11 protein-coding genes are annotated in these 16,243 nt (G+C 67.2%); 9 read left to right on the top strand and 2 right to left on the bottom strand.

Annotation, left to right across the window (positions count from 1 at the left end):
* Window positions 1-131 precede the first annotated feature (131 nt).
* The 9 genes from DMC64_RS26200 (at window position 132) to DMC64_RS26160 (ending at window position 13,911) form a co-directional block, all read left to right on the top strand.
* Window positions 132-3,221 (top strand): ThuA domain-containing protein, encoded by a 3,090-nt coding sequence (locus tag DMC64_RS26200; protein WP_125735675.1) that lies wholly within the window; start codon window positions 132-134, stop codon window positions 3,219-3,221.
* Window positions 3,221-4,225: a sugar phosphate isomerase/epimerase gene (locus DMC64_RS26195; protein WP_037346231.1), complete on the top strand. Its 1,005-nt coding sequence runs from the start codon at window positions 3,221-3,223 to the stop codon at window positions 4,223-4,225. The genes DMC64_RS26200 and DMC64_RS26195 overlap by 1 nt, the downstream gene beginning before the upstream one ends.
* Window positions 4,226-4,235: 10 nt before the next feature.
* Complete coding sequence (locus DMC64_RS26190; RefSeq protein WP_125735674.1) at window positions 4,236-5,123, top strand: sugar phosphate isomerase/epimerase; 888 nt, start codon at window positions 4,236-4,238, stop codon at window positions 5,121-5,123.
* A 14-nt stretch (window positions 5,124-5,137) separates the two neighbouring features.
* A complete protein-coding gene (locus DMC64_RS26185) occupies window positions 5,138-6,154 on the top strand; it encodes a multicopper oxidase domain-containing protein (protein ID WP_037346237.1) in 1,017 nt (338 codons plus the stop codon).
* Between the two features lie 19 nt (window positions 6,155-6,173).
* Window positions 6,174-10,139: a ThuA domain-containing protein gene (locus tag DMC64_RS26180; RefSeq protein ID WP_125735673.1), complete on the top strand. Its 3,966-nt coding sequence runs from the start codon at window positions 6,174-6,176 to the stop codon at window positions 10,137-10,139.
* Between the two features lie 72 nt (window positions 10,140-10,211).
* On the top strand, window positions 10,212-12,104 hold the full coding sequence (locus DMC64_RS26175) for a copper-binding protein (RefSeq protein WP_125735672.1): 1,893 nt from the start codon (window positions 10,212-10,214) through the stop codon (window positions 12,102-12,104).
* A gap of 72 nt (window positions 12,105-12,176) precedes the next feature.
* Window positions 12,177-13,040 (top strand): sigma-70 family RNA polymerase sigma factor, encoded by an 864-nt coding sequence (locus DMC64_RS26170; protein WP_125735671.1) that lies wholly within the window; start codon window positions 12,177-12,179, stop codon window positions 13,038-13,040.
* 29 nt (window positions 13,041-13,069) lie between these two features.
* A complete protein-coding gene (locus tag DMC64_RS26165; RefSeq protein WP_037346248.1) occupies window positions 13,070-13,546 on the top strand; it encodes a carboxymuconolactone decarboxylase family protein in 477 nt (158 codons plus the stop codon).
* Window positions 13,546-13,911, top strand: coding sequence for a DoxX family protein (locus tag DMC64_RS26160; protein WP_125735670.1), 366 nt, complete (start codon window positions 13,546-13,548; stop codon window positions 13,909-13,911). Before DMC64_RS26165 ends, DMC64_RS26160 begins: the two co-directional genes overlap by 1 nt.
* A gap of 66 nt (window positions 13,912-13,977) precedes the next feature.
* On the opposite strand, the gene DMC64_RS26155 is transcribed toward DMC64_RS26160, so the two are convergent.
* Together DMC64_RS26155 and DMC64_RS43010 are read right to left on the bottom strand one after the other, a co-directional pair.
* Complete coding sequence (locus tag DMC64_RS26155; RefSeq protein WP_038518437.1) at window positions 13,978-15,723, bottom strand: BCCT family transporter; 1,746 nt, start codon at window positions 15,721-15,723, stop codon at window positions 13,978-13,980.
* Between the two features lie 326 nt (window positions 15,724-16,049).
* Window positions 16,050-16,193, bottom strand: coding sequence for a hypothetical protein (locus tag DMC64_RS43010; protein ID WP_199755092.1), 144 nt, complete (start codon window positions 16,191-16,193; stop codon window positions 16,050-16,052).
* Window positions 16,194-16,243 lie beyond the last annotated feature (50 nt).

Raw genomic sequence — 16,243 nt, 5'->3', positions numbered from 1 at the left:
GTGGTAAGTGACGTTAGAACGTCACTTACCACTCACGACCAACGCAAGTCCTTCCTTGATCGCCGCCGCTCATCGAAAGGATCGCCACTGCTATGTCTTTGAAACGACGATTGGGTGTGCTCGTCACATCCATGGTCACGGCTCTGACAGGCGTCGCGCTACCGATGCAGACCGCATCGGCGCACGAAGCGGCCACGGTGCTCGTGTTCTCCAAGACCGCGGGCTTCCGGCACGATTCGATCCCCGACGGCATCAAGGCGATCAAGGATTTGGGGGCGCAGAACCACTTCGCGGTGGAGGCCACCGAGGACGCGGCGGCCTTCACCGACGCGAACCTCAAGCGGTTCGACGCGGTGGTCTGGCTTTCCACCACCGGTGACGTGCTGAACGCGGACCAGCAGGCCGCGTTCGAGCGGTACGTGAAGGGAGGCGGCGGGTACGTCGGCGTGCACGCCGCCTCCGACACCGAGTACGACTGGCCCTGGTACGGCGAGCTCGTCGGGGCGTACTTCAAGTCCCACCCGCAGATCCAGCAGGCGAACGTCAAGGTCGAAGACCACGAGCATGTGTCCACTGTAGACTTGCCGGAGACCTGGCCGCGCACCGACGAGTGGTACAACTACCGCGAGAACCCGCGGAGCAACGTCCACGTTCTCGCGAGCCTGGACGAGAAGAGCTACCAGCCCGGCGACGGCGCGATGGGCGATCACCCGATCGCCTGGTGCCACGAGAACTCCGGTGGCCGCTCCTGGTACACCGGCGGCGGCCACACCAAGGCCTCCTACGCCGAGCCGGCCTTCCTCAAGCATCTGGCGGGCGGCATCAAGTACGCCACCAAGCTGAGCGAGGCGGGCTGCGCCAAGACCCAGGAAGACCCGGTCGACGCGGACTTCGACCAGATCACCCTGGCCAAGGGCGAAGAGAAGACCGGCGAGCCGATCGCGCTTTCCGTGCTGCCCAACCGCGACGTTCTGCACACTTCGCGCGACGGCCGTGTCTGGTACACCAGCTCTTCCGCGACCACCTCGCTGGCCGGGCAGATCCCGGTCTACAACCACGACGAGGACGGTCTTCAGGGTGTCGCCATCGACCCGGACTTCGCCAAGAACCGCTGGGTCTACCTGTACTACGCACCCAAGCTGAACACCCCGGCCGGTGACGCGCCGGAGAACGGCACCCCCGCCGACTTCGAGCCGTTCAAGGGTTACAACCAGCTTTCGCGGTTCAAACTGGGCACCGACAACAAACTCGACCTCGCGAGCGAGCAGAAGATCCTCCAGGTCCCCGCCGAACGCGGGATCTGCTGCCACGCCGGCGGCGAGATCGACTTCGACGCCAAGGGCAACCTCTATCTGTCCACAGGGGACGATTCCAACCCGTTCGCCTCCGACGGTTTCACCCCGATCGACGAACGCGCCGACCGCAACCCGGTGTACGACGCGCAGCGCACGTCGGCCAACACCAACGATCTGCGCGGCAAGGTGCTGCGGATCAAGGTCGGCACGGGAGGCAAGTACACGATCCCCAAGGGCAACCTGTTCCCCAAGGGCACGCCCAAGACCAAGCCCGAGATCTACGCGATGGGCTTCCGCAACCCGTTCCGCTTCGCCGTCGACCGCAAGACCGGCTGGATCCACCTGGCCGACTACGGTCCCGACGCCGGCGCGGCCGACCCGAAGCGCGGTCCCGGCGGCACGGTCGAGTTCAACCTGATCAAGAAGCCCGGCAACTTCGGCTGGCCGTACTGCGTCGGCGACAATCTGCCGTTCATCGACTACGACTTCGCCACCAAGCAGTCCGGCGCCGCTTTCGATTGTGCCAAACCGAAGAACACCAGCCCGCGCAACACCGGCCTGACCGATCTGCCGCCGGTGGAGAAGGCGTGGATCCCCTACGACGGCGGTTCGCTGCCCGAGTTCGGCACCGGCCCCGAGTCGCCGATGGGTGGTCCGGTCTACCAGTTCGACGCGAAGAACCCGTCGCAGACGAAGTTCCCGGAGTACTTCAACGGCAAGACCTTCGCCTACGAATGGGAACGCGGCTGGATCAAGGAGATCACCGTCGGCCCGAACGGTGAACGCGGCGCCATCAAGCCGTTCTTCGACTCGATGGACCTCGTCCGCCCGATGAACCTCGAGTTCGGCCCGGACGGCGCGCTCTACGTCCTCGACTACGGCACCGGCTACTTCGGCGGCTCCAAGGAATCCGCCGTCTACCGCATCGACTACACCAAGGGCCGTCGCACGCCGGTCGCCCAGGTGGCCGCGGACAAGACGTCCGGTCAGGCGCCGCTGACCGTCAAGTTCGACCCGGCCGGGACGAACGACCCCGATGGCGGCGCGCTCACCTACGCCTGGGACTTCGACGGGAACGGCACGACCGATTCCACCGAGGCCACCCCGGTTTCCCACACCTACGCCACGAACGGCCAGTACACCGCGAAGCTCTCGGTCACCGATTCCACCGGGCTGACCGGTTCGGCGAGTGTGGTGGTCACCGTCGGCAACACCGCGCCGGTGGTCACCTTGAAGACACCGGTCAACGGCAGCGTGTTCAGCTTCGGCGACATGGTCCCGTTCAAGGTCGAGGTGACCGACGCCGAGGACAACCCGATCGACTGCTCCAAGGTGACCGTCGAATACATCCTCGGCCACGAGGGCCACGGACATCCGCTGAGCCGCGCGACCGGTTGTGAAGGCACCATCGCCACGCCCGCCGACGAAGGACACGGCGCGGACGCCAACGTCTTCGGCGTCATCAACGCCAGCTACACCGACAACGGCGGCAACGGCGTGCCCGCGCTCACCGGCGAGGCGGAATCCATCCTGCAGCCCAAGCTGAAGCAGGCCGAGTTCTACACCCAGTCCAGCGGGATCGAGGTCGTCGCGCACGCCGGCGCCAGTGGCGGCAAACGCGTCGGACACATCGAATCCGGCGACTGGATCAAATTCGACCCGGTGAACCTCGTGGGCGTCAGCGGCATCGGCTACCGGGTCTCGTCCGGCGGCGCGGGCGGCACGATCGAGGTCCACTCGGGCGCGGTGGACGGACCGCTGGTCCAGACGGTCACCGTCGCCAACACCGGCGGCTGGGACACCTACGCCGACATCCCGGCTTCCGCCATCACCGACCCCGGCGGCACCGGCCCGTTGTTCCTCGTGTTCAAGGGCGGTTCCGGCGGCTTGTTCGACGTCGACGCGATCACCTTCGAGGAGAACTGATGAGCCGTCCGATCACCCTGTTCACCGGCCAGTGGGCGGATCTCCCGTTCACCGAGGTGTGCAGGCTGGCCAGCGAATGGGGCTACGACGGCCTCGAAATCGCGTGTTCCGGCGACCACTTCGAGGTCGACCGCGCACTGTCCGAAGAGGACTACATTCCCGGCCGTCTCAAGCTGCTCGCCGAGCACGGCCTCAAGGTGTGGGCGATCTCCAACCACCTCGTCGGCCAGGCCATCTGCGACGACCCGATCGACGAACGCCACCAGGCCATCATCCCCGCCAGGGTGTGGGGCGATGGTGAGCCCGAAGGCGTCCGGCAGCGGGCGGCGAAGGAGATGGCCGACACCGCCCGTGCGGCGGCGAAACTCGGTGTGGACACGGTGATCGGCTTCACCGGCTCGAAGACCTGGAAGTACGTCGCGATGTTCCCGCCGGTCTCGCAGGCGGTCATCGACGACGGCTACCAGGACTTCGCGGACCGGTGGAACCCGATCCTCGACGTCTTCGACGAGGTGGGCGTGCGGTTCGCCCACGAGGTCCACCCGTCGGAGATCGCTTACGACTACTGGACCACGAAACGTGCGCTCGAAGCTGTCGGCGACCGTCCGGCATTCGGGCTGAATTGGGATCCTTCGCATTTCATCTGGCAGGACCTCGACCCGGTCGGCTTCATCCTCGACTTCGCCGACCGGATCTACCACGTGGACTGCAAGGACACCAGGAAGCGGTTCGACGGACGGAACGGACGGCTCGGCTCGCATCTCCCCTGGGGAGATCCCCGACGCGGCTGGGACTTCGTTTCGACCGGGCACGGCGACGTGCCCTGGGAGGACTGTTTCCGCGCACTGAATTCGATCGGCTACGCCGGTCCGATCTCGGTGGAGTGGGAGGACGCCGGCATGGACCGGCTCCGGGGCGCGGCGGAGGCCGTGACCTTTCTGCGGGGGCTCCTGTTCGACAAGCCGTCGGCGGCCTTCGACGCGGCTTTCAGCAACCAGAAGTGAGGGCGGTTTCATGTGCGGTGAAGAAGCTGAGCAGTTCCACTCTCGACGGGCGCTCCTGCGCGGAGCGGCGACGGCGGCGGTCGCGGTCGGCGCGGCGGTAGCCCTGCCGGGCGTGGCCAGTGCGGCCACCGAGGCGGAGTCCCAGGGAGCCGGCCACCACGGACGGGGCCGGGTCCCGGTGGAGAAGATCAGCATCCAGCTCTACTCCCTGCGCACCGCGCTGCAGGCCGATCTGCCGGGAACCCTGTCCGCGCTGGCGGACATCGGCTACCGGAAGGTCGAACTGGCGGGCACCTACGGCCGCACGGCCGAGGAGTTCCGCGGTCTGCTGGACAAGAACCACATCAAGGCGACGTCCACCCACGTCGGCATCGACGGCGACCTCGACAAGACCATCGCGGACGCGAAGGTCCTCGGGAACACCCGCGCCAACGTGCCGTGGGCGAATTTCGACACCATCGACGGCTGGAAGCAGTTCGCCGGCCGGATGGACGCGGCGGCTCGGAAGTTCCGCCAGGCCGGTATCCCGCTCGGCTACCACAACCACGCGCACGAGTTCGCGCCCATCGACGGCGTGCGCCCGTACGACGTGCTCACCAGGAACACGAACCCGCGGTACGTGCACCTGGAGATCGACCTGTTCTGGGCGGTGGAAGGCGGGATGGACCCGGTTTCCCTGTACCGGCAGCACTGTCCGCGCGTGGTGCAGTACCACGTCAAGGACCGGACCGCGGCGGGCGAGATGGTCGACCCCGGCAAGGGCGTCATCGACTTCCCGCGCATCTTCCGCCACACCCGTCCCCACCTCGCCGAATACATCGTCGAGCACGACAACCCCACGGATCCCCTGAGCACCGCCCAGACCGGATTCACCTATCTCCGCAACGTCCGCTTCTAACTGGGGAATCCACAATGGACAACAAGAAACGCGGGCTGTCCCGCAGATCGATGCTCGCGGGCACCGCGGCCGGGGTGATCGCCCCGGTCGTGGTGTCGGCCAGCGCCGGTTCGGCACCGGCCGCCGCGGCCGGGATGACCCGCAACATCACCATTTACGCCGACTACGTTCCCGGCACGACCCGGGTCGGTTACGGGCTCGAGCCCGGCAAACCGACGATCCCCGGGCCGCTCCTGGAGTGCTACGAAGGTGACACGCTGGTGATCGAGCTGGTCAACAACACCGACCAGCGCCTCTCGATCCACCCGCACGGTGTCAACTACGACACCAAATCCGACGGCTCGCCGTTCAACGATTCCTTCAACAAGCCCTACGAGACCAAGACCTACACCTGGAAGACCCGCACGGCGTATCAGGCGGCCAACGGTTTCTGGATGCCCGGCAGCGCGGGGTACTGGCACTACCACGACCACGCGTTCGGCGGCGACCACGGCACCGCGGGCCTGATGAAGGGGCTCTACGGCGGCCTGATCGTGCGCAAACGTGGCGATCTGCTGCCCAGCAAGCAGTTCACCGTGGTGTTCACCGAAATGTGGATCAACCACCAGGTCGCCCCGAACACGCCGATCTTCGAGGCGAACCTCGGCGAACGCGTCGAGTTCATCTGCATCGGGCACGGCAATCTGATGCACACCTTCCACCTGCACGCGCACCGCTGGGCGGACACCCGCACCGGCATGCTCACCAGCGCGACCGACAACGCCCCCATCCTCGACAACAAGACCCTGGACCCCGGCAACTCCTTCGGATTCCAGGTGATCGCCGGTGACGGCGTCGGGCCGGGCGCGTGGATGTACCACTGCCACGTCCAGCAGCACTCGGACGACGGCATGTCCGGGGTGTTCCTGGTCCGCAACGCCGACGGCGGGATGCCCGCGGGCGCCCAGGAGGCGATCGACCGCTTCAAGGGGCACCAGCACACCACCACGTCCACGCCGAACGCCACCGGCGCCTCGGCCCACCACCACTAGTCTTGAAAGGAGCGAGAACTTGAGACGAGTATTTTCGCAACGCCGGCTCCGCAGACGGTCACTGGCCGCGCTCGCGGTCGGCGCCGTCGTCACCTCCGGGCTGCCGCCGGCCATCGCGCCGGTGACCGCCGAAGCCGCGACGAACGTCCCGGTGAACGTCCTGGTCTTCCACGGCGCCGCCGCGGACCAGAAGGACCCCGTCCTGCGTGCCACGGACGCGATCGCGAGCCTGGGCCAGGCGAACGGTATCTCCGTTTCGTCCTCTTCGGACCCCGCGGTGTTCACCGCGGCCAACCTCGCGAAGTACCGCGGCGTCGTTTTCCTTTCCGCGCAGGGCATCACGCTCAACCGTGACCAGGAAACCTCGCTGCAGAACTACATGAAGGCGGGTGGCGGGTTCCTCGGCCTGTCCGACGCCGCGCGGGCCCAGGACGGTTCGCAGTGGTTCTCGGGGCTGATCGGTGCCCGTCCGGTGGGGGCGCGTCCCACGCCGGAGGCCGTCGCGTCGGTCACCGCGAGCGCGGAGAACCCGCCCAACGAGACCAAGGAAAAGCTCACCGACAACAACGAGAACACGAAGTGGCTGGCCTTCCAGCCGACTGGCTGGGTCGCCTACAAGCTGGCCGCCCCGGTGGCCGTGAGCAGCTACGCGCTCGTCTCGGCGAACGACTACGCCGGGCGTGACCCCAAGAACTGGACCCTGCAGGGCTCCAACGACGGGACCACGTGGATCGATCTGGACACTCGCGCGGGCGAGACGTTCCCGGACCGGTTCGTGAGCCGGACCTTCACCTTCGCCAACACCACGGCGTACTCGAACTACCGGCTGAACATCACCGCCAACGGCGGCGAGCCGCTCATCCAGCTGGCCGATTTCAAGCTGTTCAAGGACAACTCGACCACTCCGCCGCCGCCGGAGCCAGACCCGGCGCAGGCCACGGTCGACGTCCTCGACAAGGCGAACCCGGCCACCGCGGGCCTGCCGCAGAAGTGGGTGCGCACCGACCGGTGGCTCAACTGGGAGGTCAACCCGGTCGGCACCGTGCACACGGTCGCGCAGGTCGAGGAATCGACCTACAAACCGGGTGTCGGCGCGAACGGCGCCTTCCACCCCATCTCGTGGTGCCGTGACTACGACGGCGGCCGCTCCTTCTACAGCGGTATGGGCCGGACCGAGGCGAGCTACGGTGAAGCCCAGTTCCGCAGCCACATCCTCGGCGCGCTCAAGTGGACCACCGGCATGGTGCGCGGTGACTGCAAGGCGGGTATCGCGGCCAACTACAAGGTCGAACGCCTGACCGGGATCAACCAGCCCGGCCAGCTCGACCAGATGGGCGAGCCGCACGGGCTCACCATCGCGCCGAACGGCCGGGTGTTCTACATCGGCCGCGCCGCCTGCGCCGGCAACGTCGTGCCCGCGCCGAACGACTGGACCAACCCCGAGATCGGCGCCGGCTGCGGCACGATCCACCAGTGGGACCCGGTCACCAAGAAGCCGAAGCTGCTCACCACGCTGAAGGTGATGGGCAACCGCGGCAGCGGCGACGAACTGGTCAAGAACGAGGAAGGCCTCCTCGGTCTCGTGCTGGACCCGAAGTTCAGCGAGAACGGCTGGATGTACGCCTACTGGATGCCGCACTCGTCGGTCGACATCGACAAGCGGATCGGCAAGCGCACGGTCTCGCGGTTCACCTACGACCTGAAGAACCAGACGCTGGACCAGGCGACCCGCAAGGACCTGCTGTCGTGGGACGTCCAGGTCCACAGCTGCTGCCACGCCGGTGGTGGCATGGACTTCGATAAGGACGGGAACCTCTACATCGGTTCCGGTGACAGCAACTCGTCGCAGGGTTCCAACGGGTACTCCGGCAACAACTGGACCCAGGACTACAAGGGCGTCTCGTTCCAGGACGCGCGCCGCACCGCCGGCAACACCAACGACCTCAACGGCAAGATCCTGCGGATCCACCCGGAACCGGACGGTACCTACACCAACCCGGCCGGCAACCTGTTCCCCGAGGCGAACGACCCCGGGAACAAGACCAGGCCCGAGATCTACGTGATGGGCGTGCGGAACATCTCGCGTCTGCAAGTCGACAAGAAGACCAACTGGCTGACCGCCGCCTGGGTCGGCCCGGACGCGACCTCGCCGAGCCCGGAACTCGGCCCGGCCAAGTACGAGACCGCCACGGTGATCACCGAGGCCGGTAACCACGGCTGGCCGTACTGCATGGGCAACAAGCAGCCGTACCGCGACCGCAGCAGCACCGACGCCGCGGTGCTCACCGGCTGGTACGACTGCGACAACCCGGTCAACACCTCGCCGCGCAACACCGGCCTGGTGAACCTGCCGCCGATCAAGAAGAACATGATCTGGTACGCGCCGGACGGCGGCGGGCCGGTGTTCCCCAACCGCCCCAACAGCTCCGTCCCGACGTACAACGCGGCCGAGGCCACCTACACGCAGCCCTACCTCAAGGGCGGCGGCCAGGCGGTCATGACCGGGCCGACGTACCACCGCGAACTGGTCAACACCAACAGCGGCGTCGCGTGGCCGTCGTACTGGAACGACAAGTGGTTCATCGGTGACCAGAGCAACGGGCAGAACCGGATCGCGGTCACCCTCGACCCGAACGGTGTCGCGAAGCAGGATCCGCCGGTGTTCGCCGAGACGGTGCGGCAGATCATCCCGACCGGTGGCGGCGACACCAAGCTCAACCAGTGGATGGACGCCAAGTTCGGGCCGGACGGCGCGCTGTACGTGCTCGACTACGGCGGCGGCTTCTTCACCCTGACCAACAACCAGAAGCTGCTGAAGATCAGCTACACCGGCGGAGAGGCCACGCCGTCCGCGGCCGCGGCGTCGACCATGGTGCAGAACAAGCCGCTCACCGCGGCCTTCACCGGGTCGAAGTCCGGCGGCGTCTCCTACAAGTGGGAGTTCGGCGACGGCACGATCTCGACCCAGCCCGACCCGCGGCATACCTACCCGCGCACGGGTCTGTACACCGCCAAGCTGACCGTGACCTACGCGGACGGCGAGACGGTGACCACGCGGAACTCGGTCAGCGTCGGGTGTCTCGTGGCGGATTCCAGTGCCACGGTGACCATCGGCGACACCGACACCGGGGTGACCAACCGCAACGCCGGTGGCGGCTGCACGGTCGACGACATGATCGACGACGAGAGCACGTGGACCTCCCACGCCGGTTTCGTCAACCACGTCACCCAGGCCGTGGACCGGCTGGGCGACCTCGGCGTGCTGAACGCGGCCGAGTCGGACAAGATCAACGCCGCGGCCGCCGCGTCGCCCATCGGCAACAAGGGCGTCACCGGCTACGACGCGATCTACGACGGCACGGCCGAATCGTTCCGCAACTGGTCGCAGGCGCCGTCCGGGCAGTTCGCCATCCAGCCGGACGGGTCACTGCGACCGTCGGGCGGGCTCGGCATGCTGTGGTATTCGGCACGGCAGTTCGGCAACTTCTCGGTGAAACTGCAGTTCAAGGACATCGCGCCGACCGGCAGCGCCAACAGCGGTGTGTTCGTCCGGTTCCCGGATCCGCGCACCCCGCTGGAGCAGCGTCCGCCGGGCAGCTGTGGCACGGTCGGTTCGGCGAGGACGTCGCAGGCCTGGGTCGCGATCTATTGCGGCCACGAAGTCCAGCTGTACGACGGGGCCACCGGTGAGCCGCAGAAGACCGGGTCGATCTACAACTTCGACCCGCGGCCGCTGGACCAGGCGGGTGTGAAGCCGAAGGGGACCTGGAACGAGTACGAGATCAAGGTCGTCGGGCAGAAGTACACGATCATCCGCAACGGCGTGGTGATCAACGAGTTCGAGAACGCGCCGGGGATCTCCTCGTCGCGGGCGGGCGATCCGTCCACCGACTTCCGGCAGTTCGTCAGCGGGTTCATCGGTCTGCAGAACCACGGTGACAACGACCTGATGGAGTTCCGCAACATCCGGGTGCGGCAGCTGTAGCGCGAAAACCGGCCGGGCGCGCGGGTTCCGTGTGCTCGGCCGGTCTCCCTTTGTACGGAAGGTTTCCCTGCGATGTCCCCAAGAACCCTCGTCGTGGCCCTGGTGGCCGCGACACTCGCACTGGCGGGCCTGGTGTTACCGGGCTCGTCCGCCCCCGCCTCCGCCGCACCCGTCCAGACCCTGGAATGGACCGCGGGCGACAGCACCGACCACTACCTCAGCGCGCCGACCACCGCGGTGGCCGGTGAGACCACGATCGTCTTCAAGAACACCGAAGAGCTCGGGTCGACGATGTCGCACACGCTGACGTTCGACACCTCGACGCCGGGCTACAACCACGACGTCAACCTCAACATCCTCGCCAACCCCTACGACGACAAGGGCGGCGTGCACGAGGCCACGGTCACGCTGACCCCTGGCAAGTACCGGTACTACTGCACGATCCAGGGCCACACCAAGATGATGGGCGAGTTCGTCGTCACCGACGGCGGCGGCGCCGACACCACCCCGCCGACCGTGACCGCGAACGTGACCGGCACCAAGGACACCGCCGGGAACTACGTCGGTTCCGCGACGGTGAATCTGTCCGCTTCGGACAGTCAGTCCGGCGTGGACAAGGTCGAGTACCAGCTTGACGGCGGCGCGTGGACCGCGTACACCGCACCCGTGGCGGTCACCGCGGCCGGATCGCACATGGTCCATTACCGCGCTACCGACAAGGCGGGCAACGTTTCGCCGGAAGGGATGTCGTCGTTCACCGTCGTCACCGGGCAGCCCGGCGACACGACGCCGCCGACGGTGACGGCCGAGGTGACGGGCACCAAGGACGGCGCGGGCAACTACCTCGACACCGCCACCGTGAAGCTCACCGCCACCGACACCGGCTCCGGTGTCGACAAGGTCGAGTACAAAGTGGACGAAGGCGCGTGGACCGCGTACACCGCTCCGGTCGCGGTCACCGCGCCCGGGATGCACATGGTCTCCTACCGCGCCTCGGACAAGGCGGGCAACGTCTCGCCGGAAGGCATGGCGCATTTCACGGTCGTCAGCGGTGACACCACCGCGCCGACCGTGACGTCCGAGGTGACCGGGACCAAGGACACCGCCGGGAACTACGTCGGCAAGGCGACCGTGACCCTCACGGCCACCGACGCAGGCTCCGGTGTCGGCAAGGTCGAGTACAGCCTGAACGGCGGCCCGTGGCTGACGTACTCGGCGCCGCTCGCGCTGACCGTCGTCGGCGCGCACACGGTGAAGTACCGCGCCACCGACAAGGCGGGCAACGTCTCGGCCGAAGGCACGGCGACGTTCACCATCGTCGAAGGCGACGACAACACCGCGCCGGTCGTCTCGGTGGTGGTGAGCGGTGACCTGGACGGAAGCTGGTCGTACATCGAGGACGCGACCATCAACCTGACCGCGACGGACACCGGGTCCGGGGTGGACAAGATCGAGTACCAGCTGGACGGCGGGGCCTGGACGGTCTACACCGCGCCGGTGAAGGTGACCGCGCTCGGCACGCACACGCTGACCTACCGCGCGTCGGACAAGGCCGGCAACGTGTCGGCGGAACAGGGCGGCTCGTTCACCATCGTCGCCGCGCCGCCGGGCCCGGACGCGTGCCCGGACTCCGACCTCCGGGACACCGTGATCCTCGGGACGGCGGACAGCCAGGTCGAGAACCGCGACACCGGTAACGGCTGCACGATCAACGACGTGATCGACGACGAGTCGGACTACTCGTCGAACGACCAGTTCGTGACCTACGTGCGGGCCGTGACCCAGGAACTCCTCGACGGCGAGGTCATCTCGTCCGACGAGCGGAACCTGATCGTCACGGCGGCGATCGAGTCCGGTATCGGCGGCACGGCCACCGAGCCGGAACCGGAGCCCGGCAAGAAGAAGCCGGAGACGAAGAACCCCGGCATGAAGAAGACCGTGAAGACGCCGATCCGCGACGTCTGAGCGAAGTCGGTTACCTTTCTCGCGTCGCGCTCGTCATGTCCATGACGGGTTCGGCGCGAGAAAGGTATCGACATGACCGGTGAGGCGCTGGCCAGCGCGTTCGAGGAGCAGCGCGGGCGTCTGGTGGCCGTGGCCCAGCGGATGCTCGGCTCCCGCACGGACGCCGAGGACGCGGTCCAGGAGGCATGGCTGCGGCTCGCGCGCCAGGACGCCGACACGATCGACAATCTGTCCGGCTGGCTGACCACGGTCGTCGGCCGCGTCTGCATCGACACCCTGCGCTCCCGCAAGACCCGCCCCGAGGACTCCTACGACGAGCCGCCCGAGCTGCTGGTGCTCGACGATTCGCCGGAAGAGGACGCGCTGCTCGCCGAATCGGTCGGGGTGGCGCTGGTCGTGGTGCTCGACACCCTCGGCCCGGCCGAGCGGCTGGCGTTCGTGCTGCACGACCTGTTCGCCGTCTCGTTCGCCGAGATCGGCGAGATCCTCGGCAAATCCGCGGACGCGGCGAAGATGCTCGCCAGCCGGGCCCGCCGGAAGGTGCGGGGACAGCGTCCGGCCGACGAGCCGCGGCAGCGCGCCGTCGTCGACGCGTTCCTCGCCGCCGCGCGCGAAGGGGACTTCGACGGGCTGATGGAGATGCTCGACCCCGACGTGACGTGGCGCTCGCAGAGCCGTCACGGCGAGGTCGTCCGGCTCGGTGCGGCCGAGGTCGCCACCCGGGTCCAGCGCGGAGCGCGCGCCGCCGGCATGACCCGTCCCGCGCTGGTCAACGGCAAACCGGGGGTCGTGTCGTGGAGCCGGACGGGCAAACTGCTGGGCGTGATGACCTGCACCATCGTCGACGGCCGCATCGTCGGAATCGACTCGGTCAGTGATCCACGTCGCCTCGCGGCCATGGGTGTTACCTCTCGGGAGTCCTCCTCGTCGAAGTAAGTGAAGGACCGACGAGAAGGAGAAATCCCATGCAGGCAAGGCTCGAATTCCTCAAGACCGCTCTCGCGCCGAAGCTGGTGAAGCACTTCGTCTCGGCCGCGAAGGTGCTCGACGGCAGCGAACTTCCTTTGGCGACAAGGGAACTGGTGAACATCCGCGCCAGCCAGATCAACGGCTGCTCGGGCTGCCTCGACATGCACACCAAGGACGCGGCACACGCGGGGGAGACCACGACACGGCTGAACCTGGTCGCGTGCTGGCGTGAGGCGACGGTCTTCACCGAGGCCGAACGTGCCGCGCTGGAACTCACCGAGCAGGGCTGCCGTCTCGCCGACGGCAGCGGTGTCACCGACGAGGCGTGGGAGGCCGCCGCCAAGCACTACGACGAGGACCAGCTCGTGGCGCTGGTGGCCCAGATCGCGCTCATCAACGCCTTCAACCGGCTGAACGTCATCACCCGGCAGCCCGCCGGGGACTACACGCCCGGCCAGTTCGCGGCGCACTGATGGAGACCGCACTGTGGATCGTCGCCGGTCTGCTGGCCGTGATGTATCTCGTGTCCGGTGTCGGGAAACTGTTCCTGCGCAGGGAAACGGTCGCCGGAGTGGCCTCGGGCGCGGGATGGGTGCTGGATTTCGGCCCGGGCACGGTGAAGTTCATCGGGGTGGTCGAGATCCTGGGCGCGGTGGGCCTGGTCGTTCCCGCGCTGCTCGACATCGCGCCGGCCTTGGTGCCGTTGGCGGCCCTCGGACTGGCGCTGGTCATGGCGGGCGCGCTGATCGTCCGGTGGCGTCGCCGCGAGCCCCTGATCGCGCTGCTGGACCTGGGGTACCTCGCGTTGTGCGCCTTCGTCGCCATCGGACGCGCCTGAAGTACGTGAAGGCCCCCTTCACTGCGCTAGACGCAATGAAGGGGGCCTTCACGTACTTTCACCGACTCAGGTGCGCTGTTTCGACCGGCCGAGGATGCGACGACGGCCGTGGCCGTTCGTGCGTTCCTCGTGCAGTTCCTTCAGCGACAACATCATCGCGTCTTCCTGCTTCATCAGCGGGTCGTTGCGCAGGTCCTTCCAGACCGACACGCACAACCCGACCATCACGAACACGAACGGCACCGCGATCAGGATGGTGAGGTTCTGGAGCCCGGTCAGCGCCTTGTCCCCGCCGACCAGCAGCATCACCGCCGCGACGGCGCCCATCAGCACGCCCCAGAAGATGACGACACCCTTCTTCGGGTGCACGCTCCCGCGCTGGGACAAGGTGCCCATCACCACCGAAGCCGCGTCCGCGCCGGAGACGAAGAAGATGGACACCAGGATCATCACCAGGATCGCGATCGGGACGAACCACGGCAGCGTTTCGAGCAGCTCGAACGTCGCCGACTGGGCACTGCCCGCGCCCGCGATGTCCGTACCCGCCCGCTGCCTGCTGATCGCCGCGCCGCCGAAGATCGCGAACCAGATCAGGCTCACGATGCTCGGGATCGCGATGACACCGAAGATGAACTGCCGGATGGTGCGGCCGCGCGAGATCCGCGCGATGAACATGCCGACGAAGGGCGTCCACGAGATCCACCACGCCCAGTAGAAGACCGTCCAGCCACCGAGCCAGGTCTGCATCTCCTCGCCACCGGTCATCCCGGTACGGCCGGACATCTCCGCCAGTTCGCGGAAGTAGTCGCCGATCGCGCCGGGCACGATGTTGAGGATCAGCACGGTCGGGCCGACCACCAGCACGAACACCGCGAGCACCGCGGCGAGCACCATGTTGATGTTGGACAGCCACTGGATCCCCTTGGCCACGCCGGACACCGCCGAAGCGATGAACGCGATGGTGAGGATCGCGATGATCGCGACCAGGAGTCCCTTGCCGGGATCGTCGATCCAGCCGACGGCGCCCATACCGCCACCCACCTGGAGCGCGCCGAGACCGAGCGAAGCGGCCGAACCGAACAGGGTCGCGAAGATCGCCATGATGTCGATCGCCTTGCCCAGCGGGCCTTCGGTGCGCCGCTTGCCGATCAGCGGGGCGAACACCGAACTGATCAGCTGGCTGCGGCCCTTGCGGAAGGTGCTGTAAGCGATCGCGAGGCCGACGACGGCGTAGATCGCCCACGGGTGCACGGTCCAGTGGAACAACGTCGTCGCCATCGCGGTGTGGACCGCTTCGTCGGAGTTCGGGGCCGCGGTACCCGGGGGCGGGCTCGCGAGATGGGAGACCGGTTCGTACACCCCGAAGAACATCAGGCCGATGCCCATGCCGGCGCTGAACATCATCGCGATCCACGACGACGTCCGGAATTCGGGGAGTTCCTTGTCCCCGCCCAGCGGGATCCGGCCGTAGCGGCTTATGGCCAGACAGACCGCGAAGAGGACGAAACCGCTCGCTGTCAGCACGAAGGCCCAGCCGCCGTACGGGATCACGGCGTCGTTGAGGAGGGTCGACGCGACACTCGCGAGACTCTCGGGGGACAGGACACCCCAGATGATGATGGCGAGCGCGAGGGCAGCCGCCACACCGAAAACGGTCCGGTCGGTTTCGGCGGGTCGTTCGGCGGCGAGGTCGAGCGGGACGTGCTCATCGGGCGGGTGCCCCGGACCTGTCGTGTCCGGCGCGTGGGCGAGATCCGACGCGGTCTCCGCGACGACCTCTTCTTCCGCTTGTTTACCGTCCTGCGAACTCATGTTCAGCCACGCGCCGACGACGGCGCGATCTCCTTCCGCCCGAGTTAACCCGTTTGCACCACTGCACCCTAACCAGAAAACTGGTAACCGGCAGAAAATGCGGGCGAAGAGGTTTAAACCGGTGATTGTGGGTCTGACCTCGGCGGATGTGCGTTCGTTCGACGGTCTCGGCGGGGAACGTGTCCCTCGTGACACCGGTGGTCGGGGGATCGAGCCGAGTTTTTCGCGGAGAGCCCTGCTGAACTGGGGGTTCCTTGGCGAGGATTTCCTCGCATCCCTCGGTTTTGACGCTCGTCACCGCCTGAGCGGTGACCGCGTCGGGGATTTCAGACCGTGGCGCCACCTTTCCAGAAGGGCCGGCCGAGCGGGTCGCCGCCGGCGGTGTCCGGGCGGCCCTGCCGCGCGTGGTTGCGCTCCAGCAGGTAGGTGACGAGGGCGATCAGGGCGAGGGTGACGATGATTGCGGTCATGGCAGTAAGTTTGCGCCACTCGACATCCTGCCAAAAGTGGCAGTTCTGTC

Source organism: Amycolatopsis sp. WAC 04197 (assembly GCF_003947475.1).
GTDB lineage: Bacteria > Actinomycetota > Actinomycetes > Mycobacteriales > Pseudonocardiaceae > Amycolatopsis > Amycolatopsis japonica.
Note: the sequence above shows the minus strand (reverse complement) of the source record. Positions and strands in the feature narration are given on the sequence as shown.